This is a genomic window from Blautia liquoris (assembly GCF_015159595.1).
In the GTDB taxonomy this organism is placed as follows: domain Bacteria; phylum Bacillota; class Clostridia; order Lachnospirales; family Lachnospiraceae; genus Novisyntrophococcus; species Novisyntrophococcus liquoris.
Map to the genome: position 1 here is coordinate 1,540,796 of NZ_CP063304.1, position 19,709 is coordinate 1,560,504.

Annotated in this window: 17 protein-coding genes and 1 pseudogene; 14 read left to right on the forward strand and 4 right to left on the reverse strand. The window is 39.4% G+C overall.

Features of this window, described 5'->3' with window-relative positions:
- Positions 1-4 precede the first annotated feature (4 nt).
- A complete protein-coding gene (locus INP51_RS16125) occupies positions 5-184 on the forward strand; it encodes an N-acetyltransferase (RefSeq protein ID WP_230406903.1) in 180 nt (59 codons plus the stop codon).
- A gap of 135 nt (positions 185-319) precedes the next feature.
- On the opposite strand, the gene INP51_RS07055 is transcribed toward INP51_RS16125, so the two are convergent.
- Together INP51_RS07055 and INP51_RS07060 are read right to left on the reverse strand one after the other, a co-directional pair.
- Positions 320-652, reverse strand: a complete 333-nt coding sequence (locus tag INP51_RS07055) for a nucleotide pyrophosphohydrolase (RefSeq protein ID WP_193736995.1) — start codon at positions 650-652, stop codon at positions 320-322.
- Positions 652-2,418, reverse strand: coding sequence for a DUF2075 domain-containing protein (locus tag INP51_RS07060; protein WP_193736996.1), 1,767 nt, complete (start codon positions 2,416-2,418; stop codon positions 652-654). The genes INP51_RS07055 and INP51_RS07060 overlap by 1 nt, the downstream gene beginning before the upstream one ends.
- 256 nt (positions 2,419-2,674) lie before the next feature.
- On the opposite strand from INP51_RS07060, the gene INP51_RS07065 reads away from it, so the two are divergent.
- Together INP51_RS07065 and INP51_RS07070 are read left to right on the forward strand one after the other, a co-directional pair.
- Positions 2,675-3,028, forward strand: coding sequence for a hypothetical protein (locus tag INP51_RS07065; protein ID WP_207736903.1), 354 nt, complete (start codon positions 2,675-2,677; stop codon positions 3,026-3,028).
- Positions 3,029-3,042: 14 nt separating this feature from the next.
- Positions 3,043-3,282, forward strand: coding sequence for a hypothetical protein (locus tag INP51_RS07070; protein WP_193736997.1), 240 nt, complete (start codon positions 3,043-3,045; stop codon positions 3,280-3,282).
- Here INP51_RS07070 and INP51_RS16600 read toward each other — a convergent pair.
- Positions 3,265-3,519: pseudogene (locus INP51_RS16600) on the reverse strand (IS4 family transposase); the annotation flags it as partial. The gene INP51_RS07070 and the pseudogene INP51_RS16600 sit on opposite strands and share 18 nt — an antisense overlap.
- Before the next feature lie 333 nt (positions 3,520-3,852).
- On the opposite strand from INP51_RS16600, the gene INP51_RS07080 reads away from it, so the two are divergent.
- Together INP51_RS07080 and INP51_RS07085 are read left to right on the forward strand one after the other, a co-directional pair.
- Positions 3,853-4,908: an AAA family ATPase gene (locus tag INP51_RS07080; RefSeq protein ID WP_193736998.1), complete on the forward strand. Its 1,056-nt coding sequence runs from the start codon at positions 3,853-3,855 to the stop codon at positions 4,906-4,908.
- Between the two features lie 21 nt (positions 4,909-4,929).
- Positions 4,930-5,118: a hypothetical protein gene (locus tag INP51_RS07085; protein ID WP_193736999.1), complete on the forward strand. Its 189-nt coding sequence runs from the start codon at positions 4,930-4,932 to the stop codon at positions 5,116-5,118.
- 217 nt (positions 5,119-5,335) lie between these two features.
- Here INP51_RS07085 and INP51_RS07090 read toward each other — a convergent pair whose 3' ends face one another.
- Entirely contained in the window at positions 5,336-6,256 is a 921-nt protein-coding gene (locus INP51_RS07090) for a LacI family DNA-binding transcriptional regulator (RefSeq protein ID WP_193737000.1), read from the reverse strand.
- Positions 6,257-6,386: 130 nt separating this feature from the next.
- Between INP51_RS07090 and INP51_RS07095 the strand changes: the two genes are divergently transcribed.
- From INP51_RS07095 to mutS, 9 genes are all read left to right on the forward strand, one after another.
- Positions 6,387-7,658: a carbohydrate ABC transporter permease gene (locus tag INP51_RS07095; protein ID WP_329602330.1), complete on the forward strand. Its 1,272-nt coding sequence runs from the start codon at positions 6,387-6,389 to the stop codon at positions 7,656-7,658.
- A gap of 28 nt (positions 7,659-7,686) precedes the next feature.
- Positions 7,687-8,529 (forward strand): sugar ABC transporter permease, encoded by an 843-nt coding sequence (locus INP51_RS07100; RefSeq protein WP_230406904.1) that lies wholly within the window; start codon positions 7,687-7,689, stop codon positions 8,527-8,529.
- A gap of 140 nt (positions 8,530-8,669) precedes the next feature.
- Positions 8,670-9,971 (forward strand): sugar ABC transporter substrate-binding protein, encoded by a 1,302-nt coding sequence (locus tag INP51_RS07105; RefSeq protein WP_193737002.1) that lies wholly within the window; start codon positions 8,670-8,672, stop codon positions 9,969-9,971.
- A gap of 31 nt (positions 9,972-10,002) precedes the next feature.
- The gene (locus tag INP51_RS07110) at positions 10,003-11,739 is read left to right on the forward strand and encodes a glycoside hydrolase family 13 protein (RefSeq protein WP_193737003.1); all 1,737 of its coding nucleotides are present in this window, start codon (positions 10,003-10,005) and stop codon (positions 11,737-11,739) included.
- A gap of 30 nt (positions 11,740-11,769) precedes the next feature.
- Positions 11,770-13,944 carry an alpha-amylase family glycosyl hydrolase gene (locus tag INP51_RS07115; RefSeq protein WP_207736904.1) on the forward strand — a complete coding sequence of 725 codons (2,175 nt, stop codon included), beginning with the start codon at positions 11,770-11,772 and terminating at the stop codon, positions 13,942-13,944.
- Positions 13,945-14,190: 246 nt separating this feature from the next.
- Positions 14,191-14,514 (forward strand): helix-turn-helix domain-containing protein, encoded by a 324-nt coding sequence (locus INP51_RS07120; RefSeq protein WP_193737004.1) that lies wholly within the window; start codon positions 14,191-14,193, stop codon positions 14,512-14,514.
- The gene (locus tag INP51_RS07125; protein WP_193737005.1) at positions 14,453-15,577 is read left to right on the forward strand and encodes a type II toxin-antitoxin system HipA family toxin; all 1,125 of its coding nucleotides are present in this window, start codon (positions 14,453-14,455) and stop codon (positions 15,575-15,577) included. The genes INP51_RS07120 and INP51_RS07125 overlap by 62 nt, the downstream gene beginning before the upstream one ends.
- Positions 15,578-15,631: 54 nt before the next feature.
- The gene (gene miaB, locus INP51_RS07130) at positions 15,632-17,065 is read left to right on the forward strand and encodes a tRNA (N6-isopentenyl adenosine(37)-C2)-methylthiotransferase MiaB (protein WP_193737006.1); all 1,434 of its coding nucleotides are present in this window, start codon (positions 15,632-15,634) and stop codon (positions 17,063-17,065) included.
- Between the two features lie 17 nt (positions 17,066-17,082).
- Complete coding sequence (gene mutS, locus INP51_RS07135; protein WP_193737282.1) at positions 17,083-19,707, forward strand: DNA mismatch repair protein MutS; 2,625 nt, start codon at positions 17,083-17,085, stop codon at positions 19,705-19,707.
- The last annotated feature ends 2 nt before the right edge of the window (positions 19,708-19,709 follow it).

Below are 19,709 nucleotides of genomic sequence, written 5' to 3' on the forward strand. Positions count from 1 at the left end.
ACAGGTGAAAACCGTAGATGAAGGTCACTATAAAGAATATGATCAGACAATAGCATTCTATAAAAAGATGGGATTTTCAAAGCTCGAAGTCTTTCCTGACTTGTGGGACGAGTGGAATCCCTGCCTGGTTATGGTTAAGGCAATACCGTCAATTTCAATCCAATGTGACGGAATATCTTTATAAGAACAAATAGTTTGGACTACTGTCAGTGAAAGATACCACTGGTAGACAAAATGGCAGAAAGTCGATATATAACGGATTTCTGCCACTTTTACTGCAGAACTCAAACCTTTATTGAGGGGTGAGAAAGTTAATAGCTTATAGCTCGTTATATTTTTTCTTACTACCTCTGGCTTTTTTTACCGGGTATTTTTCATTATTACGTTTGATCTTTTCCTGAACGATTTCATCGAGGTTTAATCCACACGTATCAGCCATAAGGACACAGTAGTTTACAACATCTGCGAGTTCTTCACGAATTTTGTCTTTTTTATCATCACAGTTTACATTATCTGCGCTCCACTGAAAGGTTTCCAAAAGCTCTGCAGCCTCCAGAGAAATAGAGATCGCGAGATCCTTTGGATTATGAAATTGCTTCCAATCACGGTCATCACGAAACTGTAGTATCTGATTAATTGTATCCTGTGTCATTATATTTTCTCCCTTCTATATGCTGTAATCAGAGCGTCTCTAAGTTCTTTATCACAGGCATATATGTATAATCCTTCAACGCCCCGTGTCATTAGTACCCGTACCTCATGTTTCGTTAATGTCTCTCCAAACTTCATTTTTTTACCATTCGATAAGGTGCGATTCTGTGTCATTCTCTTATAATTTTTTTCGGATGGATCAAAAACCACTTTGCCATTACGGTATTTAACTGATGGTCCAAGGATAACACCCGCATAATTTAAATCAAACCCCTGAATTGTAAAAGTGGAGCCTACTTCATCTATTGTTTGTGGCTGTTCTGCCCATGATAATGACTTCAATGCTTTGTCTTTTTTGAGTTCTGGAGCTTTTTTCAACTCCCTGTTCCACGGTTTATGCCATTTTCCGATTGACACTTCCCAATACTTGGATATGCGCTTTTTTGTATCCTTGTTATTGTATGCCCAGTCGTAGGTAGCAATTAATCTTGATAGTTTGTGATTGTCGTCAGCTGCCTTGTCTTTAATTGCAAGTTCAAGAGCTTCCGGATTTTTAAAGATTCTTAGCTCATATTTTCCCTGATTATTTGGAATCTGATTGATCTGTTGATTCTTTGTAAAGTTATCTATCCAATCTATAATATCCTCAGGGGCCCGCATTCTTAACTGATTAGTTAACTCAAATAAGTTGTTGGATTTCCTGGCTTGTTCTTTGAATTTCTCTAAGATATCTGATTCCCAATATTGGTCCGTCGTAAGAACCTGATTTTCATCAAACATTGCAACAGTAACATCTGCTCTGTCAATAATATCCTGAAGCTGGTTTTCACCACGATAGGACTGCTTTCCCTGCGTTAGCAGTAAATGGGCTTCATCGATAAAAGCGACATTAACGCGATCAGTTTTAGTATGTTTATTGATAAATGTAGTTGGCTTGCATACAACCGCATTATATTTTTCAGTAAGACCTAACTTCTGGACAATTTGAGTGTATATTGTGATCTGCTCATCATGATTTACCATCATGCAGCAGTGTATTGAGTTATCGCCCTTTTCCGCTTTTTCTTCTGCTCTAATAAATATTTCATAAAAGGTACTGCTATTAAGAACTGTTTTTCCGGTACCGGCTTCGCCTTCAACAAAAATGAGTTGGTTCTTTTTTCCAGTATACAGTGAATCAAAGATTTTTTGAATGATAATTTCTTTAATGTTTTCTTGTTCTTGTGTGAGTTTATGAAGAGGTGACGCCTTAAACACAGCTGAATCCTTTATTTCACTTTCAACAGGAAAGAGTTCCTTATTATATTTCCGAAGCTTTTTCCATACTTTTCTGAAAATACTATCAAGTTCATTTGCAGGATAGTACTTATTTTGCGGATTTCCCCTTAGATTATGGATTTTTCTCACATGATCAACGCTCATCATATAAAGCATCAATCGATTTTCTATATCTAAAGTCAAAGATTTGTTAAAATGTTCGTGTCCAATAATATATAAGGTGGAATTATGTGTTGTCAGCTGATATTGCCATTTGTCGGGATCTGCCTGGTTGGAATAATGTTGTTTAGTTCTCTGGATAATATTATTTGATTCACCAATATATACTTCAAAATCTTCTTTGTCTTTCCAATTATGTATATACACGGTTGGAAACTGCAGCATAATATCATTCTCTTTTCCAGAGGCATGTACTTTGCTTTCAAATTCTTTTAAACCACGTTCATCGTCTGTGATTTTACAAACGATGGGTGCTATCTCTCTTCCCATATCTATGCCCTTTAATCTTTTTTATTGACTAGTTTTCTTGATTTATCTAATGTATTACAGTATTATAATTTTAAGTAAATAAGATCCAATAAATTATACCACAATGGAATATAGAAGTCTATTTCCAGAGCAGCTACTTAAATAAAAAAGTAAAGAGGACTTCAGGACCACATAATGAGCTGGAATATCAGATGAAGGGTGAAGTTCCTGAGAAAGCTAGTTGGATCAGCTGAAAGAATATATTGAAGAGAGGTGTATGGATTTGGATAAATGGGTAGATGTAACAGAAGCATTTTCAGAGAAAGAAAGACATTACAGTGGTACTTATCTGGAAATCGATGAGGTATATGGCGAACTGCTCGAAGTAAGTTTATTCTCGTCACTGGAGGGACCATACGAAATCTATTTTTCATTTGAAAGATTTTATGGTATTATTTATGCCGAAGAGCAGGATGCTGCCGTAGAGCGAGAACAGGTAAAAAAAGAACTGTTGCAGGAATATCTGGACTATAAGGAACCAAGAGGAGACTTTATAGATTCCTTTGCAAAAAAGCACAAAGTGTGTATGCCGGGTAATATTCTGTTTGACGCGTCATCTTTGTTTGAGTAAGGGGTGTATTGTCTATGAGATTTCTAAAAGAGCTGCTTTGGTTTTTACTTTTTGCTTTTCTTGGAGGTGTTGTTTTATTGATGCTGCTGGCAGTTTTTGCAGCAACTATAGCTGTTGAGTTCTGGTGGTTTATCTTCTGGGTTCCTGCCGGAGCTATTATCATAGGGGTGGCTGCATTTCTGATTCTCTCGCTGATCAAGATGCCAAAATTGAAAATTATGACACTATCTTTGTCGAAGAGAACTTGGGGATGAAAACCAACTGTCAAAAAGGACATATTTAGCTGAAATATCAGCTCTTTTTGCAGATTTCAATAGTTCCAGCATGGCAATCGTTCCTTTTTCTACAGCAAGCTTGCGACGTTTGTAACCGACAGTCCTTTTGTCAACCTCCTTTGTTTCATTAACCCTGTTCTTTTTGTTTTCAGTAGAGAGCAAAATACTGTTAACAGGAAGAAAGGTGCTTCCATCAGACCAGCCTAATGTAAGCACAATTTTTGTGTATCTGTCCGTAAATCATTTGAATCAAGGCTATTGACACAGATGTTTTGAGCGAGTATCAGGATAAGTGATTCTATAGAAGCTCGGATAATCTTTCTGGATCGAAGAGCAGCGGAATTCTATGCAGAGGTTTGAAGGAATCGAACAGATATTCAGGTTGCTACAAATGTTTTTAGGGTCTATGCTTCTGAAGAAGTAAAGAATATTCCTTTACTTTGCTTTTGGTAGTGTATTACAATGCCAGATATGCTAGAATGAAATTATAAATGATTTGAATGGAGAGATATAGTTGGCACCCAGACTGCTGAAAGGAGCGTGTTAAGAATGGGCTTTTATCTTAATAGTAATAAACCTGTTTCGCTTTACCTCAGTGAAACCAGGAATCCCTATTTTGTTGATAAGACAGAGATATTATGTGAACTTATGCCTCTTGTAGAGAGAGGAAATCAGTATATTTGTATCACGCGGCCGCGAAGGTTCGGGAAGACCATCATGGCAAACATGATCGGCGCATTCTTTGGAAAAAACAATAAAGGTGTTATGTTTGATACTCTGAGCGTGGCAGCGCAGGAAGGATATAATAAGCATAGAAATCAGCATAATGTAATCTGTATCAGCCTCAATGAGATGCCGGGAACAAGAACATACGCGGCATATATTGATCGTATTAAGCAAAAATTACTTGATGATCTGATGAAGGCTTATCCGGAGGCAGCAATTAGTGAAACAGATACGCTTTGGGATGCATTAAATACCATACATGAAGAGAGCGAAGAGGAGAAGTTCATTTTTGTATTGGACGAGTGGGATTTTATCTTCCATAGAAGCTTTGTAACAGACGAAGATAAGATAAGCTATATTTCATTTTTAAGTAGTTTGTTAAAAGATCAGCCTTATGTGGAACTTGCTTATATGACAGGTATTCTCCCGATTGCAAAGTACTCCAGTGGTTCAGAAATTAATATGTTTTTAGAGTATACGATGGCATCTAAAGAACGCTTTGGTGAATATTTCGGGTTCACTGACAATGAAGTAAAGATGCTGTATGAACGTTATAAGACAAATACTCTCGAGCCTATGGTAACATTGAAAGGATTACGGAAGTGGTACGATGGATATGAAACGATGAGTGGAGTCAAACTTTATAATCCTCGATCAATCGTAGCGTCTTTGTCGGACAATCAGCTTGCAGACTATTGGACAAGTTCCGGACCATATGATGAAGTATTTTATTATGTGAAGAATAATATTGCAGGTGTTCGAGATGATATAGCTAAGATGATTGCGGGAGAAGAGGTTCGGGCTCAAGTCTCAGAGTACTCTGCCACATCGACGGAAATCAAGACACGAGATGAGGTTTTATCTGAAAAAGGGAAATGACCAAAACCCTATTGGAATCGTATGACAAACAACTGGCAGAGGCTGCCGGGGCTGATCTGTACGAGATTAGTCTTCAAGAAGATAGAAAGTGATAAGCAATCCCCGAAAGTCCAGTCTGACTTTCGGGGATTATTTATTCATCTGCCAGTTCATAAAGCCAGAAATGATTTTTCTGAAAATCAAGGATTCCTTCATCTGCTGACATGTTAAGCAGATAACAAAAAAATAAGGTACTCGGAAAGCTTGATTCTAACGGTACATTTTTATATTTATCTGGCTTAACAAAGCTCTTGTTAAGTAAAAATATATGTGCAATATGTACATTAAAATCTAATAAATCGCAAAATAATTAAACAATATGTTGACAACTGCGTAAATCAGTGCTATATTTCTAATGGGCAGATTAGAAGTTACATCGATTTTTACCTTACTTTAAAGATGCTTTCAGAAGAATTCTGTTCTCGTTTTCTGCACTGTAGTCCAAAAGGAGCATTTCATTTAGTATATTTGAGGCAATAATTGCTTTCTCTTTATTTCGGACATAGAGTTTTTTAATATCACTGCGAATCAAGGAGGTATTTCCAAGACTTGATATGATCACAAGGGAATCACTGCGGAAGTATTGTTCCACCTGCATTCCCAGGATGTCACCGATGACGATGCCAGTCTGGTCCTTATGATTTCGCAGGAAGCATGTCAGGTCCGACCCGGGTGTATTGATGAAGATATCCGTTGGCAAAAACCAGTCCAAAAACTGATTTCGTATAGGAATATTGCAGATATCTTCAAGAATAAGGAATGGATATTCGTCATGCAGCATGTGTTTTGCCTGATTCACCAGATCAGAATAATCCGGATGTATTTTGCAGAATAAAGGATTGTTATTTTCACAGTCTAAAAAGAGTATCGGAATGTAATAGTCTTTTGTGAACTGCTCTGTCACGGTGTCATCGGCGTCAATGATGAATAAAGCATCCGGATGGTGTCTGGTAGTGAAGGATACATCTTCCGACAAGTTCTTGGAATTAATCAGGATTGTCTGAAATCCGGAAAGTTTTAATTGATTGCTCAGTTCCGAGGCGAGATCATAGAACATCAGCTTTTTACTGGAACAGTTTTCTACCTTCAGATTGACGATAATAGCGACCAGTCGGCTTTGATTCTTCAGACGTGGTTCGCCGCTGACATGAAGTTCATAATGAAGCCTGGTTGCAGTTTCCATAATCTTTAGACGAGTTTCATGACTGATTCTTTCTTTTTCGGAATGATTTAATACATAGGATACGGTAGCGACAGAGACATTACACTCTCTTGCAATATCACGCATAGTGGTTTTATGACGAGACATAAGTAGTACATCCTTTCACAGTTATTATAGATATCTTAGCACAAAAATGTAGGCGGGGGTAAAAAAAATGAGGAAAAAATATCAATCTTTATTTTTTTCAATAGTACTTTGGGGAAGCGGTCAGTTCTTTGTGAAAAAAGAAAGAATAAAAGGGCTTCTGCTTTTTCTGTCGCAGATAACTTTATTTGGGATAGAGCTTATTACGGGGTACTGGCTTAATTTATTTGCAGGCCAGATCGAACATTTCAGTATACGTCTCTATGGTGGCTTTTTTACAAAGGGAATCTGGGGATTGTTTACTCTGGGTGAGGTGCAGGGAGCAGCGGGTGATAACTCAACGATTCTAATGGTGAAAGGAATTATTGCTTTCATTATACTTGTTGGATTTGCAGTAGTCTATGTCTACAATCTGTATGACAGTCTAATGCCATCTATATACCTTCCGGACAAGGATGTGGGGCTTAAAAAAACCTCACGCGCTAAAGCAAAACGCAAGATGTTTCCTTATCTTGTACTGTCTCCATCGCTGATCATTATTATCTTTGTAGTTCTGATGCCAATTGTATTTTCAATTCTCACGGCTTTTACGAACTATGATACAAAACATCAGCCACCGGCAAATTTAATTGACTGGGTAGGATTTGATAATTTTGTGAAGCTCGTCCGTGTTCCAGTCTGGAGCAAGACATTTGGAGTGGTTCTGATCTGGAATGTTATATGGGCACTGGCTGCAACGCTTTCAACATTCTTTATGGGTCTTTTACAGGCGATGATGCTTAATAGTAAATATGTGAAACACAAGTCGTTTTTCCAAACAATTTATATACTGCCGTGGGCAATCCCCGGGATGATTTCGCTTTTGGTTTTTCGAAATCTGCTGAATGGACAGTTCAGTCCGGTGAATCAGATTTTGCTGAATGCTGGTCTGATATCGGAACGGATTCCATTTCTTACGAATCCTGTTTTGGCAAAAATCTGTATTATAGGGGTAAACCTCTGGATGGGGTTTCCGACTTTCATGGTGATGATTCTTGGTGTACTGTCTAATCAGGACGTGAGCCTGTATGAGGCAGCACAGATTGACGGAGCCAACCGGATGCAGGTATTTGCTCATATAAAACTGCCTTTGCTTATGAGGGCAATGTCTCCGCTTCTTGTCATGAACCTGGCTGGAAACTTTAATAATTTTGGAGCTATATATTTCCTTACCAGCGGAGGACCTACAAATCCTAAACTGCAGTTTGCCGGAGATACGGATATTTTGATTTCATGGATATATAAACTAACTCTGAACCAGAGGATGTATAGTATGGCTGCGGTAATGAATATTCTGATCTTTATTTTTATAGCAGCTGTTTCAATATGGAATTTCAGCAGAACAAATGCATTTCAGGAAATATAAGAATAATGAAATTGGGAGGCTAAACAGTATGAAAAAAAAATATAACGGGAAGTCAGTGATGGGGTGGGCCCTAGTGCATCTGGAACTGATTGGTGTCGCTTTGTTTGTCATTGTACCAATATTTTGGATTATTATTTCTTCTTTTAATCAGGGGAACGGACTGGCATCTGCGACGCTCATTCCAAAAGAGCTGACACTGGATAACTATAAGAACCTGTTCCTGAATACAAATTATGCTAAATGGTTTAAGAACTCTTTCCTTATTGCGGTTTTAAATGCCGTTATCAGTGTTGCACTTATCATGCTGACAGCATGGATTATGTCGAGATTTCAATTTAAGGGCAGGAAGACGGGTCTGATGACAATTTTAATTATATCAATGTTCCCGACGTTTTTATCAATGACTGCAATTTATACTTTGTTCTGGAATTTCGGGCTTTTAAACAAGCCCTATGCACTGGTTATTATCTACGCATCGGGAGCCATTCCTTATAATGTTTGGCTGGTGAAAGGATATCTGGATGGAATTCCAAAGGATATTGATGAGGCGGCATACATAGATGGCAGTACTTATTTTCATACCTTTACTAGAATCATACTACCCTTGTCTAAGCCGATCATTACATACTGTGCAGTATCGCAGTTTATGTCTCCTTGGATGGACTATATTCTGCCGAATCTTCTGTTGTCGAGTGATGAAAATAAAACTTTGGCAGTTGGTCTTTTCAGTATGATTTCGGGTAAAGAGAATTCCAACTTTACCATGTTTGCAGGAGGTGCAGTTCTAATCGCCGTCCCGATCACGATTTTGTTTATGTTTTTCCAGAAGTATCTTGTTCAGGGGATATCTGCAGGAGCCAACAAAGGGTGATACAAACGGGGACATTCAATTTTGGTATACAATGGAGCGAAGCTTCGGATGTTAACCGTTAAAGTAGCGAGGTATGAGTTGGTTATACAAAGAAACGAGGTTCCAAAAGTATAAATTAAAATTTGAGGAGGAAATGTGAAGTGAAGAAGAGATGGGTTTTAGGTTTGGGAACTACGGTGCTGGCGATTGGGCTGGCCGGATGCGGGCAGCTTCCCCAAGATACGAGTGCTGCAAATACTAATACGAAAGAAGAATCAAAAAGTGTTTCGTCATCTCTGTCAAAAAGTGATGATGGAAAACTTGAGCCGGAGGAAGGAGCAAGTTTGAGATTTAGAACAGGGGATGAAGAATTTGGAAATGCGGTTGCAAAGCTTTTTGAGGAGAAATACAAAGTACCCGTTAAGGTTGAAGAAGGTAATTCATTAGATTTTACGAAAGATGTGATGGAAGCAGCGTCAGGAGAAGGACCAGATGTGTTTATGAGTCCGCATGATAAGACATTGGAGGGTATTCAGGCAGGAATCTTTACAGAACTAGATCCTTCACTGGTAGAAAGCCTGGAATCAGATATCAGTGATGTTGCGATGAAGACAGTCACAGTCGATGACAAGGTATATGGGGTTCCGGTTTCGATTGAGACAAATGTGATGTTTTACAATAAGTCAGTGCTAAAGGATAAACCGGCTTCCACATTTGACGAATTGAAAAAAGAAGCAGAAGAGTTTAACAACCAGAAGGAAAATAAGTTCATATATTTGTCAGATGTCACTACCGGATCACCGATTTATCCGATGCTTGGCACCTATGGTTTCCGGCTTTTCGGTGAAAATGGAACGGACGAAGACCACCCTGGCTTTGACACACCGGAATTCGAAAAAGGGCTGGAAGTTCTTGCGGATTATCACAATATTATGCCGATCTCATCTGGAGATCTGTCCAATGCTGATTTCCTTACGAATCAGTTTACGGAAGGAAAGACTGGTTATCTGCTCGGAGGTCCGTGGAATGTGAAGACCTTTCGTGAAGCGGGCGTCGACTTTGGCGTCACTAATCTGGTAACGTATGACGGTCATGAACAGAAACCATTTGCATTTGTGCAGAACGCACACGTATCTGCATATACAAAGTATCCAAAGACAGCTCAGTTGTTTGCAGAGTTTCTGGTGTCTCCGGAAAGCGCAGAACTTTTGTATTCGAAAGCCTTTAAGATTACTTCACGGTCAGATATTACATCTGTGGATGGATTAAAAGAGGACAAAGAATTAACTGCCATAGCGAAAGCTTTTGAAAAGAGTATTCCAATGCCCAGTGCTCAGAGGATTTCTGCCTATTGGACGATTACTTCGAATATTGGACCTGCAGTATTTGATCAGCAGATGACTCCGAAGGAAGGCGCAAAAAAGGCACAGGAAGACTGGGATGCATTCTTGCAGACAGAATAGAGAGTGATTGTTAAGGAGGAGATATATAGTTTTGAATTTACAAGCGATTTGCCATAGACCAAAAAGTAACTATGCATATGCCATCTGTGACAACACAATTCTTATTCGGATCCGAACAGCAAAAGGCGACTGCAAGAGAGTTCGTTTGGTAATTGGTGTAAAGCACAAGTGGGCAGATAAAGAGACTTATGATATGGAGAAGACTGCATCGGATCACTTGTTTGATTACTATCAGTTCAGTTATCAAGTGAGAGAATCACAACTGGGGTATTATTTTCTGATCTCCGATGACACGACAACTGTTGTGTATTCGGAGTCAGGGTTTTCCCAAAAATTTGATGATGAGAATGCTTATTTTCATTATTTTCAATATCCATATATCAATGAGCCAGATGTTCATAAGGTACCTGAATGGGTACATAAGGCAGTTTTTTATCAGATCTTTGTGGATCGATTTGCCAGAGGAAATGACGGTTTTCAGGCAGACTTAAGGCCTTGGGGAGAGCTGCCGGATCCACACAGCTTTTACGGTGGAGATCTTAAAGGTATTCTGGATAAGCTTGATTATCTGTGTGATCTGGGAATCAATGCTCTATATCTGACACCAATTTTTAAATCGCCGAGCAATCACAAGTACGATACTTGCGATTACCGGGAGGTAGATCCGATGTTTGGCGATAAAGAGACATTGGTCAGGCTGGTTTGTGAAGCACATAAGAGAGGAATGCGGGTGGTGCTCGATGGCGTATTCAATCACTGCAGCTGGTATTTGCCGCAGTTTCAGGATGTCCTGAGAAATGGAGACAAGTCGAAATACAAGGACTGGTTTTATATAGAAAGTTTTCCGATTACACGATATTCCGAAAAAGAGGTAAACGACTACAGCAGACCGCTTGATCTTTCAAATTTAAATTATAAAGTATTTGCCACGAGTCCGAATATGCCGAAACTTAATACAGAGAACAGGGAAATACGTCAGTATCTTCTGGATACGGTAGTCTATTGGATGCGGGAAGCAGATCTGGATGGCTGGCGTCTGGATGTATCGGATGAAGTGAGCCATGACTTTTGGCGTGAATTCCGCAAAGTAGTAAAGCAAGAGAATCCGGATACGCTGATTCTGGGCGAGAACTGGCATAATGCTTATCCTTGGCTTATCGGAGACCAGTTCGATGGTGTAATGAATTATCCATTTACAAAGTCTGCAATTGAGACATTTGCAATGGAAAGAAAAAATGCGGCTGATCTTGCAGCTGATCTGTCGGGATATCTGATGCAAAACACATGGCAGGCACAAAATGCTATGTTAAATCTTCTGGACAGTCACGATACTATGCGGTTTCTTACCTGGTGTGATTATGATGAGGAGAAGTTAAAGATGGCGTGGATGCTGATGTTTACCTACGTAGGTATGCCGTGTATCTATTACGGGGATGAGATCGGAATGTCCGGGAAGGGAGATCCGGACTGCAGGAGAACCTTTGAGTGGGATGAGAATAAATGGAATTTAGATTTGCATGAATTTGTGAAGGACCTTATTCATATACGAAAAAAAAGGAAGTCTCTTCAATATGGAGGGATCAAAATATATACTGAGGACGAGGTGTTTTATCTGTATAGGGAACATAGGGAAGAAAAAACATTAATGGTATTGAATTTGACACAGAAAACAATCGCTCTTGAGAGGGGATGGAAATGTGCCCTGACTACTAGAAAATTTGAAGACGGAAATATGAATTCGACGTCAAGTGCGATCTTTTATCTATAGGGGAAAGACTATAATGTAGGGAGAAGTTTTATGAATAACAGTTCAAGCAGGAAAAGAGTAGTTATATGTAAACTTTCAACAGTTGCTGTGATCTCAATGATAATTTGCGCTCTTGCAATCAACAACACCTTATCAGTCTGGGGATACAGCGAGTCAACTAAAGATTCATCGGTAGAAAATTCTTCAAGTTTTTCTACCGACGTGATATACCAAATTGTAACAGATCGATTTTTGGATGGGAATCCTGGAAACAATCCCCAGGGGGATGCTTTTGATGTAAATAATATGAGAAAGTATCATGGAGGTGATTGGGCAGGAATTGTAGAAAAACTAAACGATGGATATTTCACAAAGATGGGGATTACAGCTTTATGGATTTCATCTCCTGTTGAAAATATTACAACAATTGATCCATCAAACAATACAGCATCATATCATGGATATTGGGGACGAGATTTTTTTAGGACTAATGAAGCTTTTGGAACGATGAAGGACTTCCAGAAAATGATTGATGTGGCTCATGAAAAAGACATTAAGATTGTTATTGATTTTGTTCCGAACCATACCTCAACAGCAGAGTTAGGGAATACAATATTTCCTGAAGATGGAAGGCTGTACCGAGACGGAAAATTGGTGAGTGGTTTTAAGACGGATAGTAAAAATATCTTTAACCATGAAAGCTGGACAGATTTTAGCACGTATGAAAATGGAATATACCATAGCATGTATGGTCTTGCAGATTTAAATCAATTGAACCCCGCAATAGATAGTTATCTGAAAGAGTCTATTGATCAATGGCTTGACTTAGGTGTTGATGGAATTCGTGTAGATGCCGTAAAACATATGCCAGAGGGATGGCAGAAGAGTTGGTTAAGTAATATATACGGGGAGCATCAAACCTTTATATTTGGAGAATGGTTTACAGGATCGACAGATTCAGATAAACAGATGGAAGATTTCGCTAATAAAAGTGGAATGAGTTTGTTGGATTTTAGATTTGCAAATGCTGTTCGTAATACGATCGGTGAAAAAAATATGACGATGAAGCAATTATACAATGTAATGGATTCAAGGTCTTCTGATTTTGAGGAAGTGAATGATCAAGTGACCTTTATTGACAATCATGATATGGAACGTTTTATGTCGTTATCTGAAAATGATTCGAAGGCGGTAGATCTTGCTTATGTTTTATTGCTGACGTCAAATGGTATTCCTACTATTTATTATGGATCTGAGCAGTATTTGCAAGGTGAGAGTGATCCTGATAATAGAGCCGACATGCCTTCGTTTACTACTGATTCAAATGCATATAAAATAATCGGAAGCTTGGCGCCACTTAGAAAAACAAACCCGGCTTTAGCTTATGGAACACTGGAAGAAAGATGGCTTAACAATGATGTGATGATTTTTGAAAGAGAATTTGCAGGAAGTGTTGTATTGACAGCGGTAAACCGCAGTCAGAGAGATTATGATATTCAAAATTTAGTCACAAGTCTCCCTTATGGAGAATATCAGGATGTATTAACCGGAATCATGGGCGGCGAATCTATTACTGTCTCCAAAGAGGGCAAAGTCAAGCCGTTTAAAGTAAAAGCTGGTGAATCTGCGGTGTGGGAATATACTAAAGCTGATATCGAGAATCCTAGAATAGGAAACGTTGATCCAATGATGGGAATTTGCGGAAATGATGTGACAATTACAGGAAGAGGATTTGGAGAAAAAACAGGAATAGTCTATTTTGGAGAAATCACTGCAAATGTCCAAGCGTGGAGTGACAGTAAAATTACAGTAAATGTACCTAATTTAAATGCCGGTAAATATAATTTAAAAGTTGTTTCAGCGAATAATAAAGAAAGTAATATGTATAAAAATTTTGAAGTGTTAAGCGGAAAACAGACGACAGTTAGATTTATAGTAAACAATGCTGAGACATTTTATGGGTCTAACGTTTATTTGGTTGGAAATGTATATGAACTGGGGAACTGGGATACGTCTAAGGCGATTGGACCATTGTTTAATTCAACCTCTACAATAGGAGTATATCCAACATGGTTTTATGATGTAAATGTTCCGGCGGGAAGAAACATAGAATATAAGTTTGTGAAAATTGACACGGATGGAAAAGTGAATTGGGAGGGCGGTGAAAACCATAAATTTAAAGTACCGGATGACGAAACTGCAGAAATCATTGTAAATTGGAAGTGAGAGTATGATTTTGTCCTGGCTGTGAAAAAGCATTTTGTAGTATAATATTGAAAAATATAATCCCTGTCGTCTGATATGATAAAATTCTACTCAGCGGCAGGGTATAATTTTATCAAAAATTGATCTTGAATATGGATATTTCCTTTCCAAAATGGTATAATACAAGAGTAATATGTTATCCCTTATCTGTTTAGCAAAGTGTAATGGATAAGATATTAGCTCTAATTATAAGGGAGAGTTGGAGAAATGTTAGACAATTTTAAGTACCCCAAAGAAATCGCAAGAGATGTTGCTTTACAGGAAAAGAAAAAAAGAAAACGAAAAAAAATGACACAGAAAGAATTAAGCGAAAGGACAGGAATAAGCCTTGCTTCTTTAAAACGCTTTGAACAGACAGGAGAGATTTCTTTTGTTTCTTTAATAAAAATAGCGGATATACTGGGCGAAAAAGAGGTAGTTGGAAAACTGTTTACTAGTAAAGACTATCAATCTATTCAGGAGGTTATCGATGAGAGAAATCAAGAGTCTGACCGTAAAATATCATGGAAGAACAGTAGGAACTCTGGCTGAGACAATAGAAAAAAAAGGTGCATTCCAATATGATAGAGAATGGTTGAAAGATGGTTTTTCCATCAGTCCATTAAGCCTTCCCCTAGAGACAAAAGTCTTTATACCAAAGACCAATGTTCTGGAAGGCCTGTTTGGCGTGTTTGCAGATTCTCTTCCGGATGGATGGGGAAGACTCCTGGTAGATCGAATGCTTTTGACTCGTGGCATATCTCCGGCCGAAGTTTCTCCTGCCCAGAGACTTGGAATTGTTGGGAGTACAGGCATGGGTGCATTGGAATATTATCCGGAATTGATGCAGCTGGATGAAAAAGAACGGATGGACTTTGACCAGATGTCACAAGAGTGTAGTAAGATTTTAAATGAGCAGAAAAGTGAGAACCTCGATACCTTGTTTATACTGGGAGGTTCTTCTGGTGGAGCAAGGCCAAAAGTGCTGCTTTCCTTAAATGGTGAATCATGGATTGTGAAGTTCCCATCTTCTTATGATCGAAAATCAATAGGTGAAGAGGAATACCGATATATGAAATGTGCCAGAAGATGTGAGATCACTGTGCCGGAAGTACAATTGTTTCCATCGAAAAAATCGAAAGGGTATTTTGGCGTAAAGCGTTTTGACAGACTGGATGGCGGGAAAGTTCATATGCTGACGGCTTCTGGTCTGCTGGAAACATCACATAGAATTCCCAATCTGGACTATCATGATCTGATGAAATTAACCTATCTTCTCACAAAGAACACTCAGGAGATGGAGGAGATGTACCGGAGAATGTGCTTTAATGTTTATGCCCACAACAGGGATGATCATTCAAAAAACTTTAGTTTCTTATACGATGAAGGGGAAAAAAGATGGGAATTGTCTCCTGTCTACGATTTGACTTACAGCAATTCAATCGGCGGTGAACATGCCACCTGTGTTAATGGTAATGGAAAGGATCCGGGGATAGAGGAACTGCTTGCGGTAGGAACAAAGGCGGGAATTTTGGAAAGTAAAGCCAGGAGAATCGCAAAAAAAACAGAAGAGATTGTGAGAACTGAGCTGAAAGATATATTGGACTCATATTAGATAGATACTCCAAAACAACTTGCAAACAATGAACTAGATTGATATAATGATAAAATGGAAAAAAACTTATTAGAGAAAATAAATCAGGCACCTGAAGAGGAGCCTGCGAGACAATATTTTTTTATGAAACTGGCAAAAGAGCTGGTGGAGGCAAAAAGCAAAGAGGCCAAAAGGCCTCTTACATTTGACGTTGTGACATTCGGATGTCAGATGAACGCAAGAGATTCTGAGAAACTGGTAGGAATTCTGGAAGGTGCAGGTTACATAAAATCAGAAAGTGAGGAGTCGGATTTTGTGATCTATAATACCTGCACAGTTCGAGAAAATGCCAACTTGAAGGTTTATGGACGACTGGGCAGTCTGAAGCGGGTAAAGAGGAGAAATCCTCATATGATGATAGGATTATGCGGTTGTATGATGCAGGAATCACAAGTGGTTGAGAAGATTAAAAAGAGTTATCCCTTTGTAGATCTGATTTTCGGAACGCATAATATCTATAAATTCGCCGAATTATTAGTATATGCACTGGTAAATAATTCAATGGTTATTGATGTCTGGAAAGACACGGATCGAATCGTGGAGAATCTTCCAGTGGACAGAAAGTATTCGTTTAAGTCCGGGGTAAATATTATGTTTGGCTGCAACAATTTCTGCAGCTACTGTATTGTCCCTTATGTCAGGGGGAGAGAACGCAGCCGGAATCCGGAGGATATCATATCGGAAATCAATCAATTGGTTTCTGACGGAGTAAAAGAGGTTATGCTTTTGGGACAGAATGTAAACTCCTATGGTAAGAACCTCGAATATCCTGTGACATTTGCAGAACTTCTGGAGAAGATTGCTGCTATTGAGGGTGTTGAGAGAATTCGATTTATGACTTCTCATCCGAAAGACTTATCCGATGAACTGATCCGTGTGATGGGTCGATATCCAAAAATCTGTAATCATCTTCATCTGCCCCTGCAGTCGGGGAGCTCAAAGATCTTAAAGGATATGAACAGGCATTATACGAAAGAAGAGTATCTCCTTCTTGTTGACAAAATCCGAAAAAGTGTGCCGGACATTTCACTGACCACGGATATTATTGTAGGATATCCGGGGGAGACAGAAAAAGATTTTGAACAGACCATGGATGTTGTGAGAAAGGTGCGCTACGACAGTGTATTTACTTTTATTTATTCAAAACGGACAGGAACACCTGCCGCTGCAAGGGAAGAGCAGGTACCAAAGGATGTGGTAAAAGATCGCTTTAACCGCCTGCTAAAGGAAGTACAAACCATTTCCGCTGAACAGATCAACCGTTTTTTAGGTACCGTTCAAGAGGTTTTGGTGGAAGGTGTGAATGAGCAAGATCCTTCACTTGTCACCGGAAGAATGACGAATAATGTACTGGTTCATTTTCCCGGAGATGTATCCATGATCGGGACATTTCGTCAGGTACACCTCGAAACTTGCAAAGGTTTTTACTATATGGGAAAAGAGAGATAATTGTGGCACTATCACCAATGATGCAGCATTATGTTGCGACAAAAGAAAAATATAAGGATTGCATTGTGTTTTATAGACTGGGCGACTTCTATGAGATGTTTTTTGATGATGCAAAAACCGTGTCGGAAGAATTAGAACTGACTCTGACGGGAAAAGACTGCGGACTTAAAGAACGGGCTCCGATGTGCGGAATTCCTTATCATGCCGCCGAGACCTATATTGAAAAGTTGATTGAAAAGGGATATAAAGTTGCTGTCTGTGAACAGGTGGAAGATCCGAAGACAGCGAAGGGGATTGTAAAAAGAGAAGTAATCCGCGTGGTAACTCCGGGAACGAATATGAATAGTCAGGGGCTTGACGAGGCGAAAAACAACTATATCATGTCAATTGTCTGTATGGATGAACGCTTTGGTTTGGCAGTAGCTGATATTTCCACCGGTGAGTGTCAGGTAACGGAGGTGGACAAAGCACCAAAACTGATAGACGAAATCAATAAATTTGTGCCCTCGGAGATCATCTGTAATCAGTCACTTCTCGTAAGCGGAATCGACTGCCTGGAATTGAAAGAGAAGTTGAGTATCTGCGTCAACTCGTTGGATGACTGGTATTTTGACGATGAAAATTGTGAAAAGGTTCTAAAAGAGCATTTTAAAGTATTGTCTCTGGAGGGACTTGGCCTTTCTGATTACAGCTGTGGACTAATTGCCTGCGGGGCTTTGTTTCAGTATCTCTATGAGACACAGAAATCAGATATGCCACAGATGACATCTGTCACACCCTATGTCACGGATCGATTTATGGTAATTGACAGTTCAAGCAGGAGAAATCTGGAGCTGGTGGAAACCATGCGTGAAAAGTCCAAAAAAGGATCCCTTCTTTGGGTCCTTGATAAGACAAAAACTGCTATGGGAAGCCGTATGCTCCGTTCTTTCCTAGAGCGGCCGCTGATTGATGCTGATGAAATAAACCGCCGCCTTTCGGCCATAGAAGAACTGAATACTCAGGGAATGTTAAGAGATGAGATGAGGGAATACCTGCGTCCGGTATATGACCTGGAACGACTCATCAGCCGGATCAGTTATCAGTCGGCGAATCCCAGAGATCTGATTGCATTTAAAACTTCTCTGGAGATGCTCCCTTTTATCAAACAGCTCTTAAACTCCTTTGAAAGTAATATGATGAGAGAGATACAAGATGAGATGGATCCGCTTGAAGATTTATATCAGCTGATTGACTCGTCAATTGTAGATGATCCTCCGCTTGCCATGAAAGAGGGCGGAATCATAAAAGATGGCTGCGATGAGAATATAGACAAGTTTCGTCATGCCAAGCAGGATGGGAAGCAGTGGATCAGTGATCTGGAAGCTTCAGAGAGAGAAAAAACAGGGATCCGTAATCTCAAGATCAAGTTTAATAAAGTATTCGGATATTGTATTGAAGTGACGAATTCTTTTAAAGACAAAGTTCCGGATACCTATACCAGAAAACAGACACTTGTGAATGCTGAGCGGTATATTACTCCGGAGCTAAAGAAGATTGAAGATACTGTACTCGGCGCAGAGGATCGGCTTTATTCTTTGGAGTATGAAAAATTCTGTACCATCAGGGATACGGTTGCAGGCGAGGTTGTCCGGATACAAAAGACAGCAAGAGCAATCGCCCATTTGGATGTCTTTTCCTCACTTTCACTTGTTGCCGAAAGGAACAGTTATGTAAGACCAAAGTTAAACAATAAAGGAGGTCTGGATATTAAAGGCGGGCGTCATCCTGTTGTTGAGAAAATGATTCCCAATGATATGTTTATTGCAAACAATACTTATCTGGATAAGCAGGATCATCGCCTGGCCGTGATCACAGGACCGAATATGGCAGGAAAGTCAACCTATATGAGGCAGACCGCTCTCATTGTACTGATGGCCCAGATTGGTTCTTTCGTTCCTGCAGACCAGGCAGATATAGGTATCGTAGATCGTATTTTCACCCGTGTCGGAGCATCAGATGATCTGGCAAGCGGACAGAGTACCTTTATGGTTGAGATGACAGAGGTTGCCAATATTCTGCGAAATGCTACGGCTGACAGTCTTCTGATTCTTGACGAAATTGGAAGAGGTACAAGCACTTTTGACGGACTAGCTATCGCCTGGGCGGTGATTGAACATGTTTCCGATAAAAAATTGCTGGGAGCAAAAACGCTGTTTGCAACCCATTACCATGAATTGACCGAACTGGAAGGAAAGGTTTCAGGTGTACATAACTACTGCATCGCGGTAAAAGAAAAGGGCGATGATATTGTTTTTTTACGAAAAATTGTGGCAGGCGGTGCCGATAAGAGTTACGGAATTCAGGTTGCACGTCTGGCCGGGGTTCCGGAAAACGTGTTAAAACGAGCAAAAGAACTTGTCGAACAGTTAGTTACCTCAGATATTACTTCTGCAGTCAGGGATATGACCAAAAAGGAGAAAAACAGTGAACAAAAACCTCATTACGATGAAGTTGATATGACACAGATGTCTTTTTTTGACACAGTTCAGGATAACTCGATCGTCGATGAGATTAAAGAACTGGATCTTTCGAATTTAACTCCGATGGATGCGATGAACATATTATACAGTCTTCAAAACAAAATCAGGAACAGGTGGTAAAT

Coding starts and splice junctions, on each gene's coding strand:
- INP51_RS07090 (WP_193737000.1), bottom strand. CDS start 6,256: ATGTCTCGTCATAAAACCACTATGCGTGATATTGCAAGAGAGTGTAAT.
- INP51_RS07055 (WP_193736995.1), bottom strand. CDS start 652: ATGACACAGGATACAATTAATCAGATACTACAGTTTCGTGATGACCGT.
- INP51_RS07070 (WP_193736997.1), top strand. CDS start 3,043: ATGAGATTTCTAAAAGAGCTGCTTTGGTTTTTACTTTTTGCTTTTCTT.
- INP51_RS07060 (WP_193736996.1), bottom strand. CDS start 2,418: ATGGGAAGAGAGATAGCACCCATCGTTTGTAAAATCACAGACGATGAA.
- INP51_RS07115 (WP_207736904.1), top strand. CDS start 11,770: ATGAATAACAGTTCAAGCAGGAAAAGAGTAGTTATATGTAAACTTTCA.
- INP51_RS07125 (WP_193737005.1), top strand. CDS start 14,453: ATGAGAGAAATCAAGAGTCTGACCGTAAAATATCATGGAAGAACAGTA.
- INP51_RS07065 (WP_207736903.1), top strand. CDS start 2,675: ATGGATTTGGATAAATGGGTAGATGTAACAGAAGCATTTTCAGAGAAA.
- INP51_RS07100 (WP_230406904.1), top strand. CDS start 7,687: ATGAAAAAAAAATATAACGGGAAGTCAGTGATGGGGTGGGCCCTAGTG.
- mutS (WP_193737282.1), top strand. CDS start 17,083: ATGATGCAGCATTATGTTGCGACAAAAGAAAAATATAAGGATTGCATT.
- INP51_RS07080 (WP_193736998.1), top strand. CDS start 3,853: ATGGGCTTTTATCTTAATAGTAATAAACCTGTTTCGCTTTACCTCAGT.
- miaB (WP_193737006.1), top strand. CDS start 15,632: ATGGAAAAAAACTTATTAGAGAAAATAAATCAGGCACCTGAAGAGGAG.
- INP51_RS07085 (WP_193736999.1), top strand. CDS start 4,930: ATGACAAACAACTGGCAGAGGCTGCCGGGGCTGATCTGTACGAGATTA.
- INP51_RS07120 (WP_193737004.1), top strand. CDS start 14,191: ATGTTAGACAATTTTAAGTACCCCAAAGAAATCGCAAGAGATGTTGCT.